This is a genomic window from Janthinobacterium sp. GMG1 (assembly GCF_034427795.1).
GTDB lineage: Bacteria > Pseudomonadota > Gammaproteobacteria > Burkholderiales > Burkholderiaceae_D > Janthinobacterium.
Genome location: NZ_JAXQNT010000004.1, coordinates 525,464 through 550,483, shown reverse-complemented (window position 1 = coordinate 550,483; position 25,020 = coordinate 525,464). Strand labels below are relative to the sequence as shown.

The 25,020-nt window shown below is 63.8% G+C and carries 18 protein-coding genes and 1 tRNA gene; 1 reads left to right on the top strand and 18 read right to left on the bottom strand.

Going from position 1 to position 25,020, the window contains the following annotated elements; all coding sequences use genetic code 11:
• Nucleotides 1-38: 38 nt before the first annotated feature.
• From SJI03_RS14435 to SJI03_RS14415, 5 genes are all read right to left on the bottom strand, one after another.
• Nucleotides 39-977 carry an EpsD family peptidyl-prolyl cis-trans isomerase gene (locus SJI03_RS14435; RefSeq protein ID WP_322427633.1) on the bottom strand — a complete coding sequence of 313 codons (939 nt, stop codon included), beginning with the start codon at nucleotides 975-977 and terminating at the stop codon, nucleotides 39-41.
• Nucleotides 978-1,504: 527 nt separating this feature from the next.
• Nucleotides 1,505-2,887 carry an undecaprenyl-phosphate glucose phosphotransferase gene (locus tag SJI03_RS14430; protein WP_099378951.1) on the bottom strand — a complete coding sequence of 461 codons (1,383 nt, stop codon included), beginning with the start codon at nucleotides 2,885-2,887 and terminating at the stop codon, nucleotides 1,505-1,507.
• Between the two features lie 8 nt (nucleotides 2,888-2,895).
• Nucleotides 2,896-4,134 (bottom strand): XrtB/PEP-CTERM-associated polysaccharide biosynthesis outer membrane protein EpsL, encoded by a 1,239-nt coding sequence (gene epsL, locus SJI03_RS14425; protein ID WP_099378950.1) that lies wholly within the window; start codon nucleotides 4,132-4,134, stop codon nucleotides 2,896-2,898.
• Nucleotides 4,135-4,174: 40 nt separating this feature from the next.
• The gene (locus SJI03_RS14420; RefSeq protein WP_233516210.1) at nucleotides 4,175-4,837 is read right to left on the bottom strand and encodes a CAAX prenyl protease-related protein; all 663 of its coding nucleotides are present in this window, start codon (nucleotides 4,835-4,837) and stop codon (nucleotides 4,175-4,177) included.
• Between the two features lie 176 nt (nucleotides 4,838-5,013).
• Nucleotides 5,014-6,906, bottom strand: coding sequence for an ATP-binding cassette domain-containing protein (locus tag SJI03_RS14415; protein WP_099378948.1), 1,893 nt, complete (start codon nucleotides 6,904-6,906; stop codon nucleotides 5,014-5,016).
• Between the two features lie 220 nt (nucleotides 6,907-7,126).
• Here SJI03_RS14415 and SJI03_RS14410 point away from each other — a divergent pair.
• Nucleotides 7,127-7,201 (top strand) — tRNA-Arg (locus SJI03_RS14410).
• Between the two features lie 69 nt (nucleotides 7,202-7,270).
• Here the strand turns inward: SJI03_RS14410 and SJI03_RS14405 are convergent.
• The 13 genes from SJI03_RS14405 to SJI03_RS14345 form a co-directional block, all read right to left on the bottom strand.
• Nucleotides 7,271-8,011, bottom strand: coding sequence for a PEP_CTERM-anchored TLD domain-containing protein (locus tag SJI03_RS14405; RefSeq protein WP_233516209.1), 741 nt, complete (start codon nucleotides 8,009-8,011; stop codon nucleotides 7,271-7,273).
• A 119-nt stretch (nucleotides 8,012-8,130) separates the two neighbouring features.
• Nucleotides 8,131-8,523 (bottom strand): RidA family protein, encoded by a 393-nt coding sequence (locus SJI03_RS14400; protein WP_322427684.1) that lies wholly within the window; start codon nucleotides 8,521-8,523, stop codon nucleotides 8,131-8,133.
• Between the two features lie 26 nt (nucleotides 8,524-8,549).
• Complete coding sequence (locus SJI03_RS14395; protein WP_322427632.1) at nucleotides 8,550-9,701, bottom strand: acyl-CoA dehydrogenase family protein; 1,152 nt, start codon at nucleotides 9,699-9,701, stop codon at nucleotides 8,550-8,552.
• A gap of 1 nt (nucleotide 9,702) precedes the next feature.
• Nucleotides 9,703-10,557 carry an enoyl-CoA hydratase family protein gene (locus SJI03_RS14390; protein ID WP_322427631.1) on the bottom strand — a complete coding sequence of 285 codons (855 nt, stop codon included), beginning with the start codon at nucleotides 10,555-10,557 and terminating at the stop codon, nucleotides 9,703-9,705.
• A gap of 2 nt (nucleotides 10,558-10,559) precedes the next feature.
• Nucleotides 10,560-11,087, bottom strand: a complete 528-nt coding sequence (locus SJI03_RS14385) for a MarR family transcriptional regulator (protein WP_322427630.1) — start codon at nucleotides 11,085-11,087, stop codon at nucleotides 10,560-10,562.
• 13 nt (nucleotides 11,088-11,100) lie between these two features.
• Nucleotides 11,101-11,901 carry an SDR family NAD(P)-dependent oxidoreductase gene (locus SJI03_RS14380; RefSeq protein ID WP_322427629.1) on the bottom strand — a complete coding sequence of 267 codons (801 nt, stop codon included), beginning with the start codon at nucleotides 11,899-11,901 and terminating at the stop codon, nucleotides 11,101-11,103.
• Between the two features lies 1 nt (nucleotide 11,902).
• Entirely contained in the window at nucleotides 11,903-14,305 is a 2,403-nt protein-coding gene (locus SJI03_RS14375) for a bifunctional salicylyl-CoA 5-hydroxylase/oxidoreductase (RefSeq protein ID WP_322427628.1), read from the bottom strand.
• Complete coding sequence (locus SJI03_RS14370) at nucleotides 14,302-15,921, bottom strand: AMP-binding protein (protein WP_322427627.1); 1,620 nt, start codon at nucleotides 15,919-15,921, stop codon at nucleotides 14,302-14,304. Before SJI03_RS14370 ends, SJI03_RS14375 begins: the two co-directional genes overlap by 4 nt.
• Nucleotides 15,922-16,014: 93 nt before the next feature.
• Nucleotides 16,015-16,725, bottom strand: a complete 711-nt coding sequence (locus SJI03_RS14365; RefSeq protein WP_099378942.1) for a response regulator — start codon at nucleotides 16,723-16,725, stop codon at nucleotides 16,015-16,017.
• 86 nt (nucleotides 16,726-16,811) lie between these two features.
• Nucleotides 16,812-21,041: a two-component regulator propeller domain-containing protein gene (locus SJI03_RS14360; RefSeq protein WP_322427626.1), complete on the bottom strand. Its 4,230-nt coding sequence runs from the start codon at nucleotides 21,039-21,041 to the stop codon at nucleotides 16,812-16,814.
• Nucleotides 21,042-21,095: 54 nt separating this feature from the next.
• Complete coding sequence (locus SJI03_RS14355; RefSeq protein ID WP_034751717.1) at nucleotides 21,096-22,265, bottom strand: patatin-like phospholipase family protein; 1,170 nt, start codon at nucleotides 22,263-22,265, stop codon at nucleotides 21,096-21,098.
• A 50-nt stretch (nucleotides 22,266-22,315) separates the two neighbouring features.
• Entirely contained in the window at nucleotides 22,316-24,091 is a 1,776-nt protein-coding gene (ggt, locus tag SJI03_RS14350) for a gamma-glutamyltransferase (protein ID WP_322427625.1), read from the bottom strand.
• A gap of 94 nt (nucleotides 24,092-24,185) precedes the next feature.
• Nucleotides 24,186-24,944, bottom strand: a complete 759-nt coding sequence (locus SJI03_RS14345) for a 3-hydroxyacyl-CoA dehydrogenase (RefSeq protein ID WP_099665094.1) — start codon at nucleotides 24,942-24,944, stop codon at nucleotides 24,186-24,188.
• Nucleotides 24,945-25,020: the final 76 nt, after the last annotated feature.

Here is a 25,020-nt window from a genome sequence, read left to right as displayed (position 1 = left end):
GTAGATTGCTGATGTTTAACTACTTGTCGATAAGTCACTTATTTCAATCCCGCTACGCCGCGCTCATTGGCTTCATGCGCGCTGTTCGCCGGCGCCGCTGCCGCAGGTGCCGCTGCCGATGCGCTGGCCGAGGCCGCCGCATCCTTGTTGAAATACTCGATCTTGGAGCTGGCGCGCAAACGCTTCAGTTCCGCTTCGGCCGCATCCTTGTTCTTCTTGTTGGCCAGGAACTGTTCGATTTGCGGCGCGGCCGCGTCCAGGCCCACCGGAGTGTCCTTGATATCGGCCAGCGCGATGAGCAGGCTGCGCTCGCCTTCGCGCACGATGAACAGCTGGCCCTTCGGCATCGATTGCAGTTTGCTGCTTAGTTCGGGCGCCAGGTCGGCGCTGGTGCGCGACACCTGGGTGCGGCCGAACGCGATCTTGTGCTCGTCGAGCCATTGCGCCACGTCTTCCAGCGACTTGGCGCGGTCCATGACGGCTTTGAGCTCATCGTTCAGCGCCGCCGTCGGGATGACCAGCTCGCGCAAATCGAATTGCTTGCGCTGGCTGAAGAACAGGGGATTTTTCGCGAAGTACTCTTCCACTTCGGTCTTGCTCGGGCGGGTGGCCGCGCCGATGCGCTTTTGCATGTATGCCTGGGCAACGATCAGCGCCTTGGCGCGCTCGATGGCTTGCATGACTTTCGGATCGCGGTCGACCTTTTCCTTGGCCGCTTCGTTCTGCAGCAACTGGCGGTCGATCAGCGACTCGAGCAACTGCTTGCTGGCCGCGGCCTGCTGCGGCGCCTGCACGCCGGCGCGTTGCAACTCTTCATTCAACTGCAGGACGGTGATTTCTTCGCCGTTCACGCTGGCCAGCGCCTGGCCAGCCTTTTTTTCCTTGTTGCCGCAGGCGGACAGGCCAGCAGCGGCCAGCAGAACCAGGGCGGCGCACAACAAACGTGGCGCGGGGCGGGAGTGAATAAAATGATTCAAGCGTGCTCCTTCGGATGACAGGTATGACGGGTGGAAAATCCGGCGCAGTATAACGGCCCATGGCCAGGCTGCACCGCACAGACACCCCGAAAAAAATAGTTATTCGTCAAATAATTAACAATATTGTAAACATAATACACATAATGCATGACGACAAGCAAAATATTTGCTTAAAAATCTACTAATGAGATATAAAAACAACTATTTCCACAGTCTACTTGATTGCAAAAAATTATGTATTGCGTGGCTCAGACTGACTTTAATAATGATAGTTGGCGCGTGCCGTCCCTGACGGCTGCCCGTCCGGGTGACGCACGACCGGCAGGGGCAAGGCCGGATACTGCACACATCGTGAACCCTTTCCAAGAGGAAAGTAATGGCGCATGGCCGGCACGACTCGTGGCAAGGTGAGCGCGGAGTGGTCGCGTAATGCGCTGGTGCTCTATAGATGCTCCATTTTAACGCGTATTGACTCCGTGCAAAGTATATTCAAACGCTATTTTTTCCTGCTGGCAGTATACTGACGCTCAATGGGCGTTCTCGCGCGCCAGCACCACTTTGACCGTGCGCGCGATAATCCACAGATCCAGCCACAGCGACCAGTTGCGCAGGTAATCGAGGTCGAAATGGATGCGCGCCTCCATCTTGTCGAGCGTTTCCGTCTCGCCCCGCAAACCGTTGACCTGGGCCCAGCCCGTAATGCCGGGCTTGACCTTGTGGCGCAACATGTAACCCTTGATCAGCTTGCGGTACTGCTCGTTGTGCACGACGGCATGCGGGCGCGGCCCGACGATGCTCATGCGGCCCTGCAAGACGTTGAGAAATTGTGGCAACTCATCGAGCGAGCTGCGGCGCAGGAAAGCGCCGACACGCGTCACGCGCTGGTCGTTCTTGGTGGCCTGCACCACCGTGTCGCCATCTTCGCCCACCGTCATGGAACGGAACTTGTAGACGACGATCTCTTCGCCATACAGGCCATAGCGGCGCTGGCGGAAAATCACGGGGCCTTTCGAGGTGGTCTTGACGGCGATGGCGATGACCAGCATCACCGGCAGCAGCATGACCTGGATTACCAGCCCCAGCACGATATCGCTGCCCCGTTTGACCATGCTGTTAAAGCCCGTGAACGGCGATTCACGGATGGCGATGACGGGCATGCCGCCCACGTTGTCGAAACGCGCCTGCATCAGGTCGAAGATATAAATATCGGGCAAGAAATATACGGAAGCCGTCGTATCTTCGAGCTCATCGAGCATCTTGCGGATGCGCGGCTGGGCCGAAATCGGCTGGCTGATGAAGATCATCTTGATATTGTGTTCGCGCACGTAGGTGGCGATGTCATCCATGCGTCCCAGCATGGGTTCGCGCATCTTTTCCGGCCAGCGGTCGTCCGTGCGGTCATCGAAAAAGCCATGCACCTGCATGAAGAGGTTGGCATTGCGCTCGACGGTGGCGGCAAACTTCAGGCTGGCGTCGTTGGCGCCGATGATGACCACCGAGCGCACTTCGCTGTCGCCGTCCGGGCGCAGGCTGAACCTGCGCCCGGCCAGGTGCCCGGCCAGCAGCACGAAGGGCGTGAGGACAAACCAGGCCAGCACCACTTCGGTATCGAAATGATAGGCCAGGCCCGTGGCCGAACCCAGGAAGATGAGGATCAGCGCGACGATGGTCCAGCCGACGAGGATATCGCGCGCATAGGCCAGCATGCGGCCGCTGCGCCAGGTACGGTAGGGGTCGACATGCTGGAACACCGTCGACGAAATGAAGACGGCCAGTATCATCAGCACCAGCGTATAGCCAGTGAATGTCGAACCCGACAAAACCGTCATCAGGTACAGCAAGCCCATGATGATGATCGGGTCGAGGACGCGCTGGAAAAACGAAATCAGGGGTATATCATTGACAGTCATGTTGATCTTTAAAACTGTACGCTGCCATTGAAGGAAATGCCCTTGGCCCGGTAGCTGCCGCTATCGATGATGGCGACGCCTTCACGCCGCTCCTGGAACACGCGCACGCCCAGCTGGATTTTCCGGTGCGGCGCGTACGTTGCGCCCAGCGAGGCCGTGCGCGTGGTGTCGCGCCCGTCGCCCGGCAGCACCAGGCCGCTGACGGCCTCGAAATCGCGCCGTTCCTGGCGCAGCTGCGCATCGACGCGCACCTTCGACGTGGCCGTCCATGTCGCGCCCAGGCTGGCGCCCGTGTTCAGGCTGCTTGTAACCAGCGAATTGTCGACGGAGCCGAATTCGCGCCAGACGATGCCCGTGAAATTGACCTTGCCCAGAGGCTTCCAGTACACGCTCAACCGGCCATTCGTGCCGCTGGTGTCGCGCCCGGACAGCAAGTTGTTGCGATGGCGTACCCAGCCACCGAGGAACTCCACCTGCGTGATGTCGCTGTAATCCCAGAAGACATTGGCCTTGATCTCGTCCTGGCGATAGCCGTTGCCGTACACATTGGCATCGAACGCGCCACGGTTCGGATACTTGCCATTCAGGTGGCGCAACTGCAGGCCGACGCGGCTATTGCTGCGTGCCAGGTAGTCGACGCCAAATTCCGTCGCGTCTTCCGTCCAGTTGGAAAACGATTGCGAGGGCAAGTCATACGAGTAGCGGTCGCGCGACAGGCCGCCGCGCACGCGCCAGCTGGGGTGGAAGCGCCAGGCGCCATTCACGTACTCGCGGCGCTGCGTGCGCAAATTGCGCACCGTGCTCTGGAAGTCGCTGAACGGCGTCAGGGTCTGCGAATAACTGGCGCCCACATGGCCTTCCAGGTGATTGGCGATGTGCCACTCCAGGTCGGCCAGGTAATCCTTGCCATCGTAGTCGAACTGGCTGAAGCGGTTGAAGCTCACCTTCGACCACTTGGCCTGGCCCGTCAGTATCTGGCGGCCGATGGGACGGTTGAACAGGAAGCCGGCCTGCAGCATCCGCGACGTATCCGAGCGGGGGCCGGAAAAGCCCGGCACGTCGTCCGGCAAGCGCATCAGGTTGTCGTCGTACGAATACGCAGTGGCAACGAAAGGCTTGATGGTGTCACTGATGTCGGCCACGGCGGCGCCGCTGGCCAGGGTACCTAAGAGTAACAGCGCAACCGGCAAACGTGGGCTGGCCGTGAAGGCGGCGGCAACGGCTTTTTTACGCAAGGAATTCAACATGGATTTTGTCTTTGAAAGATCACACAGTTGATAGGCAATACTACCAGTAAATCCAGTGCCCACCAGAAATAATCCAGAGCCCCAACACGCCGTTCGTCACGCCGTGCGCGAGGATGGGCGACCACAGGGACTGGCTACGCATGTACAACACACTATAGGCGGCACCGGCCACAATGCCGGCCAGCCATAAATTATGCTCAAAGCCAAACAGCAACACGCTGATGGCGAAGGCCTTGGCGCTGGCCAGGCGCGGATCGGCCCGCAAAAAATCCGGCTTGTCGATCCAGCGCAGCAGGAAGGAGCGCCAGAACAGCTCCTCCATCACGGGCACCACCAGCGCCGCGCCAGCGATGCGCAGCACCACCAGGCTCCACTCGATGCGGCCATCGGTGCGGGGATCGAAGCCGTCCGGGTTGCCGATGCGCATCCAGCTGGCGTCGAGATTGATCCACAGCAAAAAAACAACAATACCGCTGGCCAGCGCTCCGAGAATGGCACGCGCGCCCAACGGCGTCCACAGCAATTCCGTATAACTGCGGCGCCAGTACAACAACAAGCCCAGCACGACGCCGATCTTGACTGCATACAGCCAGCGCATATCCTGCGCGGCAACGCCCAGGCGGCCGAGCATGTCGGCAATAAAAATGAAGGAGAGATAGGCCAGGAATGGCGCTACCCGGGGCAAGGCGGCGCGGTCAAACATGCTGCTGCGCATCGGAGGTGAAGCCACGCGCCGGACGCGGTGGTCCGGAGCGCATGTTTTTCATGACAAACATGCATCCCCCGATGTAATAAATATAATTATATAATTATATCAAGCAGAACCGTTGCCGTGGCAAATAATCCTGACTTAATTACAACAGGGTATGCAAAAAAGCATCAGCTATTGGCGCGCGCCTCGATCTGCTCCCACTTTTCCAGCGCTTCCAGCAGTTCGCCTTCGATCTCGGCCACGCGCGCATTCAGGCGTTTGCCTTCGGCTGGCGTCTTTTTGTAGAAGTCCGGATGCGACAACTCGGCGGCCAGCACCGATTGCTCGTCTTCCAGCTTGGCGATCAGTTTCGGCAACTCATCGAGTTCGCGCTGTTCCTTGTAGCTGAGCTTTTTCTGCTTGGCGGCCGGTGCGGCAGCCTCGACCTTGACGGCCGGCTTGCTGGCTGGCGCCGTGGCGATCGGCAAGGTGCGCACGCGCTCCCAGTCCGTGTAGCCGCCGACGAATTCGCGCCACTTGCCCTCGCCTTCGGCGACGATCACTTGCGTGACCACGTTGTCGAGGAAGGTGCGGTCATGGCTGACGAGGAAGACGGTGCCCGTGTATTCTTCCAGCAACTCTTCCAGCAATTCCAGCGTATCGATATCCAAGTCATTGGTCGGCTCATCGAGCACCAGCACGTTGGCCGGCTTGGCGAACAAGCGCGCCAGCAGCAAACGGTTGCGCTCGCCACCGGACAGCGACTTGACGGGCGAACGGGCGCGTTCCGGCGCGAACAGGAAGTCGTTCAAATATGTCATCACGTGGCGGCGCTGGCCATTGATCTCGACCCAGTCACTGCCTGGCGCGATGGTTTCCATCAGGTTCGCTTCTTCATTCAACTGCGTGCGCATCTGGTCGAAATACGCCACTTGCAGCTTGGTACCCAGGCGGATGCTGCCCGTGTCCGACTCTTCCTGGCCCAGGATCATCTTCAGCAGGGTAGTCTTGCCGGCGCCGTTGGCGCCGATCAGGCCGACCTTGTCACCGCGCAAGATGGTGGCGCTGAAATCCTTGACGATGACCTTGTCGCCATAAATCTTGGAAACGTTTTCCAGGTCCGCCACGATCTTGCCCGAGCGTTCGCCGGCCGAGACGTCCAGCTTGACTTGTCCCTGCTGGTCGCGGCGCGCATTGCGCGTCAGACGCAGCGCTTCCAGACGGCGCACGCGGCCTTCGTCACGCACGCGGCGGGCCTTGACGCCCTTGCGTATCCACACTTCTTCCTGCGCCAGGAACTTGTCGAACTTGGCGTTTTCCACTTCCTCGATTTCCAGCTGCTCCGCCTTGCGGGTCTGGTAAGCCGTGAAGTTGCCTGGATACGACAGCAAGCGGCCGCGGTCGAGTTCGATGATGCGCGTGGCAACGTTATCGAGGAAGGAGCGGTCATGGGTAATGAACAGCACGCTGCCCTTGAAGTCGCGCAACAAGCCTTCCAGCCACAGGATGGAGCTGAAGTCCAGATGGTTGGTCGGCTCATCGAGCAGCAGCACGTCGGGCGCCGACACCAGCGCGCGCGCCAGCGCCACGCGCTTCTGCATCCCGCCGGACAAGGTTTTCATCAGCATGTCGCCCGTCAGGTTCAAACGGTCGAGCACGGTTTCCACCTTGTTCGGCAAGCTCCACGCATCTGCCGCATCGAGTTTGACCTGGATGTCGTGCATGCGTTCCATCAGTTCGTCGTCATTGCCCTGGCCAAACTGGCCCGTCAGCGCATCGTATTCCTTCAGCCACGCCTGCGATTCGCCCATGCCGGAAGCGACGGCATCGAACACGGACATGTCCGGGTCGAATTGCGGTTCCTGCTCCACATACGCGATCTTGATGCCTTGCTGCATCACCAACAAGCCGTCATCGAGCTTGAACTTGCCCGAAATAACCTTCAACAGCGACGATTTACCCGTGCCGTTGCGGCCGATCAAGCCGACCCGCTCCGTGGTTTCCAGTGAAAATTCCGCGTGATCGAGCAGCGCGACGTGACCGAACGCAAGTTGCGCCGATGAAAGAGAAATGACAGCCATAATGAGTAAGAGTGCTCGGGCGCCGTCTCGCGCACACCGCGTGGTGTGCAAAACAGCCGCCGATTAGATGAATGAAGCACGCATTGTACCGATACTCGCGCAAGCATAGGCATATCTTGCAAACTGTCGGCTATAATTGCGCTCGATTCGCGACACATGGGACGTCTTGCACGCCCCGTGCCGCCGGATCCGGCATGGCAGCTTGCCACGCCTGAGCGTCCTCCCCGTAGCACAATGGATAGTGCACATGCCTCCTAAGCGTGGGATACTGGTTCGATTCCAGTCGGGGGGACCAATCACCTGCCACCGCGCCCTGCCGTACCCAAGCAATTCATCATCGAAACAAATTAACGAAGATCAATCCTCAAGCACGGGCGGCCCTGCGGCGCCAGCCTGCCAGCGACACGAGTCCCAGCAGCATCAGCGCATAGCTTGCCGGTTCCGGCACGGCGCTGACGCTAAATACTTGCATGGCGCCAAACGTGACATTCGGATAAGAGCCGTACGGCGCGCCATCGAGCAAGCTTGCGCCAAAGATGCCATTGACCGGATCGATGTACGAGTAACGCGAAGAAATACCATTGGTGCTCAGATCCGCCGACATGCCCAGGTCGGCGCCGATGCCGAACGTGGGGCCGGCGTTGATGTCATTGAAGGTTTGATACGATCCCACCGTGTCCAGCGCATAGGTTTTCGGCGTTTGCCGGAAATACTGGCCCGACGTCAGGTTGAAGATGAAGGCTGTGCGGTCGCGGTCTTCCGGCGTCATGTTGTAGTTGCCCGACGAATTCCAGCTTTGCGGGTTGTAGCCGCCCACCAGCCAGGTCTGGCCGGCGGCGTTGCTCGCCTGCATCACGGAAAACGTGCGTCCCTTGCCGTCGGCGGCCAGGTGGAAGTCGCGCGAGGTGTCGCCCGCCGACTTCGTGTAGATGGCCGTCAGCGCCAGCGGCCCTTCGCCCAGCCAGGCGGACAGCTGCGCTTCCTGCGCGCCGTTGAGCAAGGATTGCGCCGAGGCGGCAGGAACGCTACCGATGCACAGCAAGGCACCGGCGAGCAAGGTGACGGGCTGCACCGCCTTGATTTTCAGCATGATTTGTTGTTGCATCGCTCCCCCTGTGTGATTACCGCGAATTTTCGGCATATCAATATAGCACAAGGAAATGCATTAATTGCATTAATTTATTTCAATTGAAATGCACTTAATACAACAGTTTACTGCAGCCATCATGGCGGCAGCACGGCCGTCACCTCGATTTCCACCCTGGCGCGATCCTCGATCAGGCCGGCTACCTGCACGGCCGTCATGGCAGGAAAATGCTTGCCGATCAGCTCGCGGTACGCCACGCCGATTTGCGGATACGCCGCCACATATTCCTTCTTGTCGAGCACATACCAGTTCATGCGCACGATGTGCTCGGGCAAGGCGCCCGCCTCGGCCAGCACGGCGACGATATTCTGCAAGGCTTGGCGCACCTGTCCCGCAAAATCATCCGTATGGAACTGGCCCTGCGCATCCCAGCCTATCATGCCGCTGACATACACCGTGCGTCCGCTGGCGGCGATACCATTCGCATAACCGCGCGGCCTGGCCCATCCCGGTGGTTGTAAAACTTGCATATTGCTTTCCTCGTTGTTGATGCTGGTCATGCGTCCGCCGCCTCGCGCAGCAATTCGCGCGCGATGATCAATTGCTGTACTTCGCTGGCGCCTTCATAGATGCGCAAGGCGCGGATTTCGCGGTACAGGCGCTCGACCGGATGGTCGCTGACCACGCCCATGCCGCCGAACAGCTGCACGGCCGCGTCGATTACCTGCTGCGCCGTTTCCGTCGCCGTCAGCTTGGCCATGGCCGCTTCCTTCGTCACCTTGCGGCCCTGGTCGCGCTGCCAGGCGGCGCGGTAGGTGAGCAGCGCGGCCGCGTCGATACCGGTGGCCATCTGCGCCAATTTTGCCTGCGTCAGCTGGAAGTCCGCCAGGGTCTGGCCAAACATCTGGCGCTTTGTCGCGTGGCGCAGCGCTTCATCGAAGGCGCGCCGCGCAAAACCCAGGGCGGCGGCGGCCACCGACGTGCGGAACACGTCGAGGGTCGCCATGGCCACCTTGAAGCCCTGCCCCGCCTCGCCCAGACGCTGCGAGACGGGCACGCGGCACTGATTGAAACGCAGTCGCGCCAGCGGATGCGGCGCGATCACGGCGATGCGCTCGGCGATTTCCAGCCCGGGATTGTCGGCGTCGACGATGAAGGCGCTGATGCCGCGCGCGCCGGGCGCCTCGCCCGTGCGGGCGAACACCACGTAAAAGTCGGCGATGCCGCCATTCGAGATCCACGTCTTTTCGCCATCGAGCACATACGCGTCGCCGTCGCGCCGCGCCGCGCACGCCATGGCAGCCACGTCGGACCCGGCCTGCGGCTCGGACAGGGCAAAGGCGGCGATGCGCTTGCCGCTGGCCACGTCCGGCAAATAGCGCGCCTTGTTCTCCAAGCTGCCGAACAGGCCGATGGCGCCGGAACCGAGTCCCTGCATGGCGAAGGCGAAATCGGCCAGGCCGTTGTGGCGCGCCAGGGTTTCGCGCATCAGGCAAATGGCGCGCGTGTCGATCTTGCCATCGGTGCCCGTGGCGTATGTCAGCCAGCCGCCCTGCCCCAGTTGCGCCACCAGCGCGCGGCAAGCCGCATCGACGTCGGCACCATGCGCGTCGTCCAGGTGCTGCGTCGCCCAGGCATCGAGCTCGCGTTCAAGTTCGGCATGATGCGTTTCGAAAAACGGCCAGTCCAGATAGCTCATGTCACGCATGTCAGTTACCCTCGAATTGTGGTTTTTCCTTCGCCACGAAGGCGTGATAGGCGCGGTGGAAATCGTTGGTGGCCATGCAAATGGCCTGCGCCTGCGCTTCCGCCTCGATGGCTTCGTCGACGCCCATGTTCCACTCCTGCTGCAGCATTTTTTTCGTCATGCCGTGCGCGAAGGTAGGGCCGCTGGCCAGGCCGGCCGCGAGCAGCTGCGCCGCCTCGGCCAGCTCCCCGGGTTCGACCAGGCGGTTGAGCCAGCCCCAGCGCTCGGCCTCGGCTCCAGCCAGGGAGCGCCCCGTGTACAGCAGTTCGGCGGCGCGGCCCTGGCCGATCACGCGCGGCAGCAAGGCGCAGGCGCCCATGTCGCAGCCGGCCAGTCCCACGCGGGTAAACAAAAAGGCCGTCTTGCTGCGCGTCGTGCCGAGGCGGATATCGGAGGCCAGCGCCAGCATGGCGCCAGCGCCCGCGCAAATGCCGTCGATGGCGGCGATGATGGGCTGCGGGCAGGCGCGCATGGCTTTCACCACGTCGCCCGTCATGCGGGTAAACGCCAGCAAGCCTGGCATGTCGAGTTTTGTCAGCGGGCCGATGATGTCGTGCACATCGCCGCCCGAGCAGAAATTGTCACCGCTGCCCGTGATGATGACGGCCTTGACGTCGTCCGCATGCGCCAGCGCGCGAAACAGCTCGCGCAATTCCGCATACGAGTCAAAAGTGAGCGGATTCTTGCGCTCGGGCCGGTGCAAGGTCAATGTGGCGACGCCTGCGTCGACGGAAAACAGAAAATGCCGCGCGGCGTAGCCGGCCAGGCTGGCGCGGTTGCCTGGCAGGTCTTGCGGCTGGCCGGGTAAATGGCGCATGGTCAGTCCTTTGGGGGGGTGTTATTCAACTGCTGCTTCATGTGCGACAGCAGGTCGATCAATCGGTTTTTGTCGTCGGGCGTCACGCCGTGCAGCAGTTCCGCGATCCAGCCTTCGTGCACGCGCGCCATCTCGTCGAACGCGCGCCGGCCAGCCGGCGTCAGCTTGACGCTGTACGAGCGGCGGTCCTTCGGATCGACCACGCGCGCCACCAGTTTTTCCTGCTCCAGCTGGTCGGTGATGCCCGTGATATTGCCACCCGTAACCATCATGCGCCGGGACAGTTCGCCCATGCGCAAGCCTTCGGGAAAGCGTTCAAGCTGCGCCATCAAATCGAAGCGGGGCAAGGTGATGCCGAAGGTGGCGCGCAGGCGCGTGCGCACCTCGTTTTCAATCTTCACCGTGCATGACAGCATGCGCAGCCACAGCTTGAGCGACTGGTGGTGGTCCTGCGTCAGCCTGCTGGCCAGGTCCAGCACGGGTTCGTCCTGTACGGATTCGTCCTGCATGTTATCGGGTTCTTTATCCATGGTCTTCATTCCGTTACATGACTTCGCCGCCGGCGACGGCGATCGATTGTCCATTCATGGCGGCCGACGCGGGCAGGCAGAGCCACGCCACCGCATCGGCCACTTCGCGCGGCTGCACCAGCCGCTGCTGCGGATTGCTGGCCGCCAGTTCCGCGCGCGCCGCGTCTTCGCCGCGCCCCGTCTTGCGCACGATGTTTTGCACGGCATGCGCCACCATGTCCGTTTCCGTGTAGCCGGGGCAGACGGCGTTGACGGTGACGCCGCGCGGCGCCACTTCCAGCGCCAGCGCGCGCGTCAGGCCGATCACGCCATGCTTGGCGGCGACATAGGCGCTGACATAGCGATAACCCTTCAGGCCCGCCGTCGACGCCACGTTGACGATGCGCCCCCAACCCGCTTCCAGCATGCCCGGCATGACTGCCTGGCAGCAGTGGAACACGCCCGTCAGGTTCACGGCCAGCATCTGCTGCCAGATGGCGGCATCCGTCTTGCCGAACGGCGCCGCATGCGCCTGGCCCGCGTTATTGATCAAAATATCGATGCGGCCGAAATGCGCGGCCGCCTGCGCAAACCCCGCTTGCACGGACGCTTCCACGGCCACGTCGAGCACGCAGATGGCGACCCGGCCCGCATGGCCCGCCTCTTCCAGCTGCATGCGCGCGCGCGCCAGCCGCGCGCCATCGCGTCCAGCCAGGGTGACCCGCGCGCCCGCATCCAGCAAAGCGCCCGCGCACGCGAAGCCGATGCCGCTGCCAGCGCCCGTCACCAGCGCGTGTTTATCGGCCAATGCGCCGTCCAGTTGTTCCTTGCTCATGTCATCCTTCCAGCAGCCGCGCGGCCACCTGTTGCGGAGTCAGGCCCGTATTGGCGGCGGCCAGTTGCCGCTCGCGCTGCAGATTGCGTTCCAGTTGCTGCTGGCCCGGACGGTACTGTTTCGGCCACGCTGCGCCTGTCCCTGCGCCTGCACCGCTGTAGCCGATGCGCGCCATTTCCGTCAGGGTCCAGGCCGGGTTGGCCAGGTGCGGCCGGCCCACGGCGCACAGGTCGGCGCGCCCGGCGGCGATGATGCTGTTGGCGTGGTCGGCCTCGAAGATCGAGCCGACGGCCATGCTGGCGATGCCCGCCTCGTTGCGCACGCGGTCGGCAAACGGCGCCTGGAACATGCGTCCGTACACGGGCTGTTCGAGTTTACTCACCTGGCCCGAGGAGCAGTCGATCAAATCGGCGCCCGCCTGCTTGAACAGGCGCGCGATGACGACAGCGTCGTCGGGCGTGATGCCGCCTTCCACCCAGTCGTGGGCCGAGATGCGCACGCTCATCGGTTTATCCTGCGGCCAGGCGGCGCGCATGGCGCGAAATACGCGCAGCGGATAACGGCAGCGGTTTTCCAGGCTGCCGCCATAGTCGTCCGTGCGGCGGTTGGTCAGCGGCGAGATAAAACTCGACAGCAGGTAGCCATGCGCGCAATGCAGTTCCAGCCAGTCGAAACCGGCGACGGCGGCGGCCAGGGTGGCGCGCACGAAGTCCTGTTCGATGCGCGCCAGGTCGCTTTCCGTGGCCGCGCGTGCCGTTTGCGACACGCCGGCCAGGTACTGCTGTTCCGACGCCGAGATCAGCGGCCAGTTACCGTCCGTCAAAGGCAGGTCGATGCCATCCCACATGGGGCGCGTCGAGCCTTTCGCCCCCGCGTGGCCCAGCTGCAGGGCGATCTTCGCATCGCTGTTCGCATGCACGAAATCGACGATGCGGCGCCACGCCTGCGTGTGCGCTTCGCTGTACATGCCGGGACAGGCGGGCGTGATGCGCGCATCGGCCGATACGCACGTCATCTCGGCAAACACGAGCCCCGCGCCGCCCATGGCGCGCGCGCCCAGGTGCATCAGATGGTAGTCGCCCGCCACGCCATCGACGGCGCTGTACTGCGCCATCGGCGAGACGGCGATGCGGTTTTTCAGCAGCACGCCGCGCAGGCGGAAGGGCGTGAGCATGGGTGGCAAAGCCTCGTCCCGCACAGGTTCTTGCGGAAACACAACGCCAGCCTGCTCGCCCGCGCGCCGCGCCAGCCATTGTTCGTAGCCAGCCACATACGCGGGGTCGCGCAGGCGCAGGTTTTCATGCGAAATGCGCTGGCTGCGCGTGAGCATGGAATAGGCGAACTGCGGCGCCTCCATGGCGCTGTAGCGCTCGACGTTTTCAAACCATTCCATGGAATTGCGCGCCGCGCTCTGGATTTTCAGCACTTCGATGGCGCGCAGCTGCTGGTAGGCGGCCAGCGCGGCAGCCGTCCCGGCATGCTGGCCGAAGCAGCGCGCCAGCTCGATGGCGTCTTCCAGCGCCAGCTTGGTGCCCGAGCCAATGGAATAATGCGCCGTGTGGGCCGCGTCGCCCATCAGCACGACGGGCACGCCCTGCTCGTGATGCACCCATTGGCGGCAAACGATGCGGGGGAAGGTGATCCACTGGGCCGAGCCGCGCAAGTGCGGCGAATTGCTCAGTAAACCGTGGCCATCGAGTTCCTCGGCGAACAGCGCTTCGCAAAAGGCGATACCCTCTTCCTGGCTCATGGCATCCAAACCCGCCGCGCGCCACACGTGTTCCGGCGTTTCGACGATGAAGGTCGAGGTTTCGCCGTCATACTGGTAGATATGCGCCTGGAACCAGCCGTGCGGCGTCTGGCGGAAGGCAAACGTGAACGCCTCGAATTTCTTGCGCGTGCCGAGCCAGACGAAACGGCAATGCCGCTGGTCGATCTCGGGCTGGTAGCTGGCCGCATAGCGCGTGCGGATGCGGCTGTTCAAGCCGTCGCTGGCGATCACCAGGTCGGCGCCATACTGGCGCGCGATGGCCTGGTCGTCCTGCACTTCCGTCTCGAAGACAAGTTCCACGCCAAGTTCCTCGCAACGCGCCTGCAGGATGTTGAGCAGGCGCTTGCGGCCGATGCCGCAAAAGCCATGGCCGCCCGAGCGCACGGTCGCGCCCTTGAAGTGGATCTCGATATCGTCCCAGTGGTTGAACGCCTGCAGGATGGCGCGCGCCGTCGGCTCGTCCGCATTGGCCAGGTTGCCCAGGGTCTGGTCGGAAAACACGACGCCCCAGCCAAACGTGTCGTACGGGCGGTTGCGCTCGATGACGGTGATGCGGTGATGCGGGTTCTGCTTTTTCATGAGCAGGCTGAAATACAGGCCGGCGGGACCGCCGCCGATGCAGACAATATTCATGGGGTGTCCGTGCGAAGTTTGAAGCGCTGCAGCTTGCCCGTTTCCGTGCGCGGCAGGGATGGCAGGAAACGGATGGCGCGCGGGTATTTATAGGGAGCGATCTGCTGGCGCACGAAGTCCTGCAGTTCGGCCGCCAGCGCATCGCTGGCCTGGCAGCCCTCCTTGAGCACCACGTGCGCTTCGACAATCTGGCCACGCTCGGCATCGGCGCGCCCGACCACGCCGCATTCGGCGACGGCCGGGTGGCGCAGCAGCGCCTCTTCCACTTCCGGGCCGGCGATGTTGTAGCCGGCCGAGACGATCATGTCGTCGCTGCGCGAGCGGTAATAGAAATAGCCGTCGGCATCCATCTCGAAAGTGTCGCCCGTCAGGTTCCAGCCGTTCTGCACATACTCGCGCTGGCGCGGGTCGGACAGATAGCGGCAACCGGTAGGGCCTTTCACGGCCAGGCGGCCCGTCACGCCGGGCGGCTGCGGCACGCCGGCATCGTCGACGATGCATGCCTGGTAGCCTGGGATGGCCTTGCCGATGGCGCCGCGGCGGATGCCCTCGCCCGTGGCGGAAATGAAAATGTGCAGCATCTCGGTGGCGCCGATGCCATCCGTCATGGCCAGGCCCGTCGCCGCCTGCCAGGCGTCGCGCGTGGCCAGCGGCAGCGCCTCGCCGGCCGACACGGACAAGCGCAGGCTGCGCAAGTCGTGCTGCGCGGCCAGGGGCGCCATCTGGCGGTAAAAGGTGGGCGCCGTGAAGCAGATGGTGGCCTGATAGGCGCCGATGGCGCGCAGCAGGCCCTCGGGCGTGAGTTTTTCCAGCAGCACGGCGCAAGCGCCAAAGCGCAGGGGAAACAGCAGCAAGCCGCCGAGGCCAAAGGTGAACGCCAGCGGCGGCGTGCCGATGAAGATATCGTCGGCACATACCTGCAGCATGGAGCGGGGAAAGCAATCGCAGATGGCCAGCAAGTCGCGGTGCATGTGCATGGTGCCTTTGGGGACGCCCGTCGTGCCCGAGGTAAAACTGATCAGGCAGACGTCGTCGGCCGCCGTATCGCACGCGGCAAACGGTGCAGCGTGGGCCGCCATGCGCTGCTCCAGTTCCGCGTCATCGGCGCCAAAGCACAGCATGACCGGCAAGCCGGGCACGCCATCGAGCTCCGCGCGCAAGCCTTGCGCGCACAACACGGCATTGACTTCCGCCTTGATGATAATCGTGGACAGTTCGCGCGCGCGCAGCAGCGGCATGGTGGGCACGGCGATGCAGCCGGCCTTCAGCACGGCCAGCAGGCAGGCAGCCATCATGGGGGTATTTGCGCCGCGCAGCAGCACGCGGTTGCCGGGGATCAGGCGCAGGTCGGCCCGCAGCACGTGGGCGATGCGGTCGACCAGCTGCGCCAGCTGCGCGTAAGTCCAGCGCTGGCCGTCGGCGAGGATGGCGGTGCGCCCGCCACCGCCACTGGCCACGGCCGCGTCGAGCAGCGCGGCGACGCAATTGAGGCGCGGCGGATACTGCAGCTCGGGCAAGTCAAGGCACAACTGCGGCCAGAGTGCGCGCGGCGGCAAGTGCGCGCGCGCAAAGTCGTCCTGGGGAGATGCGGTGGTAGGCGAAGGGTCGCTGCTCATGCTCATCCTGGCTGATAGCGGGCGCACGCACAAGGCCCGGAAGCAGATACTTTAAACCTAAAGTATTTTTCCAGCAAGCGGAAAACAGCAGATTCAGTCGGCGCCGTCATCCTGGCGCAGCAAGCGCGCCTGCTGCCCCACGCTGCGCGCCAGCGCGGCCAGGGCCGTTTGCATCTGGTCGCCATCGAGCACTGCGGCCTGCAACAGGGCCATCATGCCAGCTTCCGCCCCATGCAAACCCAGGGTGCGGCAACCGAGGTGCAGCCGTTCGAGTTGCTGGCGCGCCTGGGCCGGTTCGCCGCGCGCCAGCAAGGCGTCGACCTGTTCGCTCGCGGCGTCGATCTGTCCCTGGAAGCCCGTCAGATACGCCAGCAGGCGGTCGCTGTCGATGCCCAGCCGCTGCAAGGTGTCGCGCGGCGCCTCGGCCGGCAAGGCCGAGACGTCGAAGCAGGCGTCGATATGCTGGCGCACCTGCTCCGGCTGGAAAGGCTTGACGATGTAGCCGGCGGCGCCGGCCTGCACGGCGTCGCGCACCGTGTCCTGGTCATTGGCCGACGACACGAGCACCAGCGGCATGGCGTCGAGCGCGCTGTCGGAGCGGATTTTCTGCAGCAGTTCCATGCCGGACAGGCGCGGCATGCGCAAATCGCAGAAGCACAGCGACGGGCGCAAGCCGCCTTCGAGCTGTTCCCACGCCGCCGCGCCATCCTCCGCTTCCACGATATCGTGCACGCCGCAGCTGTCGATCAGATGCATCAATACCATGCGCGACACGACATCATCGTCAACCACCAGTACTTTCATTGCTTTCTCCATTGGCGGCAGCGTCAAGGTGCCTGGCCGTATTCTACCCAGTTTCGCCGCGCGTTCGATGGCCGGCATTGCCTATTTTACATTTCCTTGCCCGAAACGGCTATTTGCGTCAACAGTGCGCGCAATTGCGGCAAATGCAAGGCCACCTGCGTCCAGCGCCCGCCGTCCGCCGCTTCTTCCATTTCCGTGCACAGCATGTGCAGCTGCGTTTCATCGAGATAGGCGGCGCTGCCCTTCAAGCCATGCAGCAGGCGCCCGGCGTTGTCCTTGTCCTGCGCCGCCAGGGCGGCGTCGAGCTCACGCAAACGTCCCTCCAGATCGGCGACGAAGGCGACGCGGATGCGCCGTTGCAGTTCGCCGCTGCGAATGGACTGGGCAGGCGCCGGCACGGGAATCGCCGGCGCGATGCCGAACAGGGCGTCGAGCTCCGCCTGCCCCCGTGACGCGCCGCGCGGCGCGTTCGACGGCATGCGCGGCAACAGGAAACCGCGCTGCAACTGGCGCTCGATGGCGCGCGCCAGCAAGCCATGCAGCACCGCCTCATCAACGGGTTTGCTGAGAAAATCATCCATGCCGACGCCAAGATAGCGGCTGCGGTCTTCTTCGCTGGCATTCGCTGTCAAGGCCACGATCATCAATTCCTGATCGCGCACGGGCTGGTCCGGCCAGCCACCCACGCGTATCAAACGCGTCGCCGTGGCGCCGTCCATCTCCGGCATGCGCCCGTCCATCAGGATCAGGTCATAGCGCGTATGCACGCAGGCCGCCACCGCCAGCACGCCGTTGGCGACCACGTCGACCCGGTGCCCCAGTTCTTCGAGCATGACGCGGATGATGATCTGGTTGGTGGGAAAGTCTTCCGCGCACAGCACGCGCAACTGGTGGCTGTGCGGCGCCAGCGCCACCTGCGGCACCAGCGGCGGCGCCACGCCATCGGCCAGCGGCAAGGTAAAGGCAAACGTGCTGCCCTGCCCCGGCGTGCTGGCCACCTCGATCTGGCCCTCCATCAGTTCGACCAACTGGCGGCAGATCGCCAGGCCCAGTCCCGTGCCGCCGTAGCGCCGCGTGGTGCTGGCGTCGGCCTGCTCGAATTTCTGGAACAGGCGCGCCATGGCCTCGGCATCGATGCCGATGCCGCTGTCGCTGACCGTAAAGCGGATCAGGTTGACCTTGCGTCCGCCGCTGCCGCTGGCCACGCCGGTCCGCTCGACGGATACACTGACGCCGCCGCGCTGGGTGAACTTGAAGGCATTGCCGACCAGGTTGACCAGCACCTGGCGCAAGCGGGTCGGGTCGCCCACCACGAAGGGCGGCAGGTCGGGCGCGAAATCGATGGCGAAACCGATGCTGCGCGCGGCCGCCTGCTCCTCGAACAGGCTGACGACCGTCTCGATCGCCGCGCCGAGCGCGAAATCGATGTTTTCGATACTCAGCTTGCCCGCCTCGATCTTGGAAAAATCGAGCAAATCATTGATGATCACGAGCAGCGACTGGGCATTGGCCTGGCCACGCAAAATCTGCTCGCGCGTGGCATCGTGCAGCTGCTCGTCGCGCAAGGCAAAGCCCAGCATGCCGATCACGCCGGCCAGCGGCGTGCGCATCTCGTGGCTCATGTTGGCCAAAAATTCCGACTTCTGGCGCGTCGCATCCTCGGCCTTGCGCTTGGCCTGGCGCAAGCTTTCCTCGTTTTTCGTCAGGCTGCTGTTCACTTGCGCCAGCTTTTCCGACTGGGCCAGCACTTCGATTTCCTTGCTCTGCAACTCCGCCGTGCGTTCGCTGACCTGCTTTTCCAGTTCATTCTGTTGATGCCGCAGCGCGCGCACGCGCTGGCGGTACGCGCCATAGATGGCGCCCAGCAGCAGCGCCGCCATCAGCGTGCGGAACCACCAGGTTTTCCAGAACGGCGGCAGGATCGTGATGGCCAGGGTGGCGCCGCTCTCGTTCCACACGCCGTCCTTGTTGGCCGCCTTGACGCGAAACACATAATTCCCGGCATCGAGGTTGGTGTACGTGGCAAAGCGCCGCCGCGCATCCGTCATGACCCAGTCCTGGTCGAAGCCTTCGAGCCGGTAGGCGAACATGTTGCGCTGGGGCGCGGCGAAATGCAGGGCCGCGAATTCCAGCGAAAAGACGCTTTCGCGGCTGGTCAGCACCAGCTGGCGCGTATGATCGATGGCCGTCCTGAGCACGTGCGCGAACTCGCCGCGGCCGATGGCCACCGGCTTGTTGAAGATCTGCAGCTCCGTGATGGCCACCAGCGGCGGCACGCGGTTGTCGTGGATATCCTGCGGCACGAACGCCGTCATGCCGTTAAAACCGCCAAAATACATGGTGCCGTCGGACGCGCGCAGGGCCGCGCCATCGAAGTACGAGCCTTCCACCGTGCCGTCGGCACTGTCGTAGTTGCGAAACAGGCCGCTGCGCATGTCGAGCCGCGTGATGCCGCTGTTCGTACTTAGCCACAGCTGCTCGTTGTCGTCGCCGAGGATGCTGGCGACGGCGTCGTCGGCCATGCCATCCTTGCGCACGAAGCGCCGGAAGCGGATCTCCCCCTTCGCGTCGACGTCCATGCGGTTCAAGCCATTGGCCGTGCCCACCCACAGCACGCCGCGCTTGTCTTCGTGCAGGAAATGCACTTCGTCGTGGCTCAGACTCTGCGGGTTTTGCGGATCGTGGCGAAAATGGCGGAAGTGGCCGCTGGCGCGGTCCAGCAAGTCCAGACCGTGGAAGGAACCTATCCACAAGCGCCCCTTGCCGTCTTCCAGCACGGGCCGCACCATGTTGTCGGACAGGCTGTTCGGGTTGGCCGGGTCGTGGCGGTAGGTGGTAAAGCGTTTGGTAACAGGGTCGAAGCGGTGCACGCCGCCCCGCGTCGAGACCCACAGCATGCCGCTGCGGTCGCTCACGATATTGCGGATCGTGTCGCTGTTCGGGTCTCCGGCGGCAAAGCGCATGGTAAAAAACCGCCCGAGGGCCGGATCGAAGCGGTGCAAGCCCGTCGAGCCGCCCACCCACAGCACGCCGTCCGGCGCCTTGTACAGGGTGGTGACCTGCTCGTCGCGCGACATGCCGGGCGAGCTGCGCAGGTCGAACAGCCGCGAGCTGCCATCGCGCGTGTCGTACAGTTTCAGGCCGCCCTTGGTGGCCAGCCACAGCTTGCCATCGCCCGCGTCAGCCACGGCGCGCACTTTCTTGTCCGCCAGCGCACCCACGTCGCCGGGTGCGCGTGCCATGCGCGAAAAGCCGCCACTGCCCAGGTCGACCCGGCTCACGCCGCTGTACCAGGAACCGACCCAGAAGGTGCCGGCGCGGTCGCGGTACAGCGACGACAGCTGGTTGTCGGCGACGCTGAATTTGTCGCCCGTCTGGTGCCGGTATTGCAGGAAGGTGTCGCTCCCTGGCAGCCAGCGGAACAGGCCGTCGGCATTGCTGCCCAGCCAGACGGTGGCGTCGACATCCTGGTACAGGCTGGCCACGCGGATGGCGGAAAAGCCATGTTTCTCGCCGAAGCGCACGCGCGACTGCGGCGCCTCGCCAGCACCGCCCAGGCGCCAGCGCTCTGCACCCGCCATGGTGCCGATCCACAGGTTCTGCTGGCGGTCGATCAGCAGCGACTGGATCACGTTGTACTTCGAGCCGGGCTCCGCATCGACGGCGAAATGCTCGAAGCGCTCGCTGCCCGGCGCCAGCATGTCCAGGCCCGTTACCGTGCCGATCCACAGGCGCTGCTGCGCGTCCAGCGCCAGCGCCTTGATTTCATTGTCGCCCAGGCTGTGCGGGTTGCCTTCTTCATGGTGCCAGGTGCGGAAGGCGCCCGTGGCGGGGTCGAAATGCTGCAAGCCGTCCGAAGTCGCGATCCAGAAGCCGCGCGCGCCATCGTCGAGGATGGCGTGGATATGCCGGTTACCGTTGCCGCGCTTGCTCTTTTCGGCCGGGACGTAATGGATGAAGGTCTGACTGGCGGCGTCGAAGCGGTCCAGTCCATTGTCGGTACCGACCCACAACTGGCCCTGGCTATCGACATGCAGCTCGCCCACCCAGTTGTCGGCCAGGCTGGTCTTGTCGCCCTCGATATTCTTGTAGACGACCATGCGGTAGCCGTCGTAGCGGCTCAGGCCAGACTGGCTGCCGAACCACATATAGCCCTGCCGGTCCTGGGCGATGGCCAGCACCGATTCCTGCGCCAGGCCCTGGTCGACGCCGAGCTGGTCGAAACGCAGGGTGGGCGCAGGCGCCGCCGCGGCCGGGACGCCCAGCAGCAGAATTAACAGTAAGGCAACATCGAAAACACGTCGAAATACCAGCACAATCGTCCTGTCAAAAAAAACGCGAAAAATCCGCACGCCGCTCCAAGGGCCGTCTCAGGAACCAAAGAACGCCAGGACATCATCCTTGCGGGCTTGCGTATCGCGCTGTCCAAGACGGATCAACTCGTTAGTATACGTCGATTCGAACAATAAATACGATGCCAGCGCCGCGCCGCGCGCTTCGGCCGCGCCGATGCCCGACAACATGGTGCGGATGGGACGCGGCAAACTGCCGATATGCCGGCTGGCGATGGCGTCGAGCCGCTCCGACGGCGCGATGACCAGCAACTCCACCGGCCGCAAGGCCGTCTTGCCCAGCAATTCGGGCGGCAGCATCGACAGGGTCAGGTTGATGCGGTTCAGGCGTTCGATGTCGACGGCCAAGCCATCGAGGAAAATCGACGACAGCGCGTGGCCGGCGATCTGCGCCAGGCTCGGGTAGCGCGCCGCTTCGGACGCGGCGGGCGCCGGTTCCGTCATGCGCCCCGCGCCCACCACCAGCACCTTGTTCGCGCCCAGGTGGATGGCCGGCGAGATCGGCGCCAGCTGGCGCATGGAACCGTCGCCGCAGTATTCGCGCTGGCCGCCCACGTACAGGGGCACGGCAGGGAAGATGAAAGGGATGGCGGCCGAGGCGAGCAAGTGCTCCACGCCGATCTGGTCCGGCAGGGCCAGGCGCTGCGTGCGCACCCAGGGCGCGATATCCTCGGCCGTCTGGTAAAACGTCATGTGGCGGCTGCCCGAGTACGACGACGCCGTCACGGCCAGCGCATGCAGCAAGCCATCGGCCAGGGCCGCGTCCAGGCGCGGCAGGTCGAGCATGCGGTGCAGCAGGCTGACCAACGGGGTATTGTCGAGCAGGGAACTGGGCGGCGACGCATGCCACTGGCGCAGCAGCCAGCCGAACGACAGCAACGACAGCCAGCGCGCGCCCGAGCGGATCACGCCCAGCGAATCGGCGCGGTAGACTTGCTCGACCTCGATGTGCTGCCACACGTCGAGCAGCTTTTGCACGCCTTCGCCGAAATTATCGGCACGGCAGGCCAGCGCCGTGGCGTTGATGGCGCCGGCCGAAGTGCCGCAGATGATGTCGAACGGGTTGCGCGCCGGCGCCCAGCCCGCCTCCCACAGAATCGCTGAAATCGCCTGCAGCACGCCCACCTGATAGGCGGCACGGGCACCTCCTCCCGTGAGTATCAAGCCTGTTTTATTTTGCATTCCCATGCCGGCAGATTAGCAGGGTCTGGATGCTTTGTGGAAAAGTTTAGGGCTAATTAATCGCCCCGAACCATTCCCTCTCTTCTCGGATCCGCCCCGCCAAACCAGAAATCCTTGCCGTGCGCGTTCAGACGCATGATGCCCTGCAGGCCGGAATTCTGTTCGATCACGCGCACCTCATGGCCCATCGCCTGCAGCGCCTCGACTTGCGCGGCCGGCGCACGGCCCTTTTCCAGTTCCGTCGGACCATTGCGGCTGCCGAAGTTCGGCAGGCTGATCGCCTGTTGCACATTCAGACCCCAGTCCATGGTGCCGACCAGGACCTTGGCGACATAGTTGATGATGGACGAACCGCCGGGCGAACCCGTCGCCAGCACCAGCTTGTGCGTGCCCTTCTCGAATACGAGGGTGGGCGACATGGCGCTGCGCGGACGCTTGCCCGCTTCGACCCGGTTGGCGATGGGGCCGTCGGCATCGCGCGAATCGAACGAGAAATCCGTCAACTGGTTATTCAGCAAAAAGCCGTCGACCATCTGGCGCGAGCCGAACGCGTCTTCCACGCTGGTGGTCATCGACAGGCCGCCCCCAAAAGCATCGACGGCCACCAGGTGCGAGGTCGACGGGCGCTGCAAGGCGTTGTCCATGCCCCACGCCACCTGCATGCCGGGCGGCGTGCCGGGTTTGGCTTTGCCCATGGATTTGTCACCGATCAGCGAGGCGCGCTGCGCCAGATAGGTTTTATCGAGCATCGAGGCGATACCGTTGCCGGGCAGCGGCACGAAGTCCGTGTCGGCCACGTAGCGGTTGCGGTCCGCGTAGGCCAGGCGCCCCGCTTCCGAGAACAAATGGATCGCCTGCGCATCGAGCACGCCGTCGACGGGCGCATACGGGCGGATATCCTTCACTTCCAGCATGCCCAGCATCTGCGCGATGGCGATGCCGCCCGACGATGGCGGCGGCATGCCGCACACGGTCCATGCCTTGTAATCGCTGCAGACGGGTTCGCGTACCTTGGCCCGGTAGCCGGCGATGTCCTGCGCCGTCAGCTTGCCAGGATTGGTCGGGTGCGACGCCACCTTGGCGGCGATGTCGCGCGCGATGCGGCCGCTGTAAAACGCGTCGGCGCCGCCACGCGCGATCTCGCGCAGGGTGCGCGCCAGCTGCGGGTTTTTCAGCACGTGGCCGACGGGCCAGGCCTTGCCCTCCCGGTCATAGAAATAGGCGGCGGCGACAGGGTCGCGCTTCAATGCCTGGTCCCAGTTCAACAAGCCGTTGAGGCGCTGGCTGACGGGAAAGCCGCCGTGCGCCAGCTTGATGGCAGGACCGAACAGGGTCGCCCACGGCAGCTTGCCATGCTCCTTGTGCGCCAGTTCCAGCATGCGCAGCACGCCCGGCGCACCCACGGAACGCCCGCCCACCACGCCCGTGGCGCGCGAGACGGGACTGCCGTCCGCATTCTGGAACAGGTGTTCATCGGCGGCGGCAGGCGCCGTTTCGCGTCCGTCAAACGCCTGCACGCCCTTGGTCGTGGAATACAGAAGGAAAGCGCCGCCGCCGATGCCCGACGATTGCGGTTCGACCAGGGTCAGCACCAGTTGCGTGGCGATGGCCGCATCGATGGCGCTGCCGCCCTTTTTCAGCATCTGATAGCCGGCATCGGCGGCCAGCGGATTGGCGGCGGCGACCATGAATTTCTGTGCCGCCCAGCCCGATTTTTCCGCATACGCGGTAGCGATTTCCGGCGCCTTTTGCGGCACCTCGGCAAATACGGGACTGGCAGCGAGGGCTCCCAGCAAGGTCAGGCTCAGCGCCAGCGGCTTCAATGTGATCATGGATTCTCCGATAAAAAAAGGGCGCACAGCCAGGCAAGGCTGTACGCCCCATACGGGGGTATCCTACATCAAATGCCCGTCAGGGCACCGCCCCTTACTTGGGCTGCATGCGGATGGCGCCGTCCAAACGTATCGTTTCGCCATTGAGCATGACGTTTTCCACGATGGCTTTCACCAGTTGCGCGTACTCTCCGGGCTTGCCCAGGCGCGAAGGGAACGGCACCATCTTGCCCAGCGCGTCCTGCACTTCGGCCGGCATGCCCAGCAACATCGGCGTTTCGAAAATACCGGGCGCCACCGTCATCACGCGGATGCCGTTGCGCGACAGGTCGCGCGCCATCGGCAGGGTCAGGCCCACCACGGCCGCCTTCGACGACGCATACGCGGCCTGGCCGATCTGGCCATCGTAGGCCGCCACGGACGCCGTGTTGATGATGATGCCGCGCTCGCCCTCGGCCGTCGCATCCTGTTTCGCCATGGCGTCGGCCGCCAGGCGGCACATATTGAAAGTGCCCACGAGGTTGATGTTGACGACCTTCTGGAACAGGGCCAGCGGATGCGGGCCATCCTTGCCCACGGTTTTCACGGCCGGCGCCACGCCGGCGCAATTGACTAGGCCGCGCAAGGTGCCTAATTTGGTCGCTGCCGCCACCACGGCCAGGCCGTCTTCTTCCGACGTCACGTCGCATTGCACGAACACGCCACCGAGTTCAGCTGCCAGCGCCTGGCCCGCCTCCGTCTGCACGTCGGCCAGCACGACCTTGCCGCCGGCTGCCGTCAGCATGCGCGCCGTGGCCGCGCCCAGGCCCGATGCGCCGCCCGTGATGATGAATACATTGTCCTGAATCTGCATGAAATCTCCTGAGTGGTAAGGGCCGTGTTCCCGGCGCCTGATAGTTACATGGTGCCATAGTTACGTTTACGTAAAC

Coding starts and splice junctions, on each gene's coding strand:
- SJI03_RS14420 (WP_233516210.1), bottom strand. CDS start 4,837: ATGTTTGACCGCGCCGCCTTGCCCCGGGTAGCGCCATTCCTGGCCTAT.
- SJI03_RS14405 (WP_233516209.1), bottom strand. CDS start 8,011: ATGCAACAACAAATCATGCTGAAAATCAAGGCGGTGCAGCCCGTCACC.
- SJI03_RS14430 (WP_099378951.1), bottom strand. CDS start 2,887: ATGACTGTCAATGATATACCCCTGATTTCGTTTTTCCAGCGCGTCCTC.
- SJI03_RS14355 (WP_034751717.1), bottom strand. CDS start 22,265: ATGGGAATGCAAAATAAAACAGGCTTGATACTCACGGGAGGAGGTGCC.
- SJI03_RS14395 (WP_322427632.1), bottom strand. CDS start 9,701: ATGCGTGACATGAGCTATCTGGACTGGCCGTTTTTCGAAACGCATCAT.
- SJI03_RS14370 (WP_322427627.1), bottom strand. CDS start 15,921: ATGAGCAGCGACCCTTCGCCTACCACCGCATCTCCCCAGGACGACTTT.
- SJI03_RS14390 (WP_322427631.1), bottom strand. CDS start 10,557: ATGCGCCATTTACCCGGCCAGCCGCAAGACCTGCCAGGCAACCGCGCC.
- SJI03_RS14385 (WP_322427630.1), bottom strand. CDS start 11,087: ATGGATAAAGAACCCGATAACATGCAGGACGAATCCGTACAGGACGAA.
- SJI03_RS14375 (WP_322427628.1), bottom strand. CDS start 14,305: ATGAATATTGTCTGCATCGGCGGCGGTCCCGCCGGCCTGTATTTCAGC.
- ggt (WP_322427625.1), bottom strand. CDS start 24,091: ATGATCACATTGAAGCCGCTGGCGCTGAGCCTGACCTTGCTGGGAGCC.
- SJI03_RS14415 (WP_099378948.1), bottom strand. CDS start 6,906: ATGGCTGTCATTTCTCTTTCATCGGCGCAACTTGCGTTCGGTCACGTC.
- SJI03_RS14380 (WP_322427629.1), bottom strand. CDS start 11,901: ATGAGCAAGGAACAACTGGACGGCGCATTGGCCGATAAACACGCGCTG.
- SJI03_RS14365 (WP_099378942.1), bottom strand. CDS start 16,725: ATGAAAGTACTGGTGGTTGACGATGATGTCGTGTCGCGCATGGTATTG.
- epsL (WP_099378950.1), bottom strand. CDS start 4,134: ATGTTGAATTCCTTGCGTAAAAAAGCCGTTGCCGCCGCCTTCACGGCC.
- SJI03_RS14400 (WP_322427684.1), bottom strand. CDS start 8,523: ATGCAAGTTTTACAACCACCGGGATGGGCCAGGCCGCGCGGTTATGCG.
- SJI03_RS14345 (WP_099665094.1), bottom strand. CDS start 24,944: ATGCAGATTCAGGACAATGTATTCATCATCACGGGCGGCGCATCGGGC.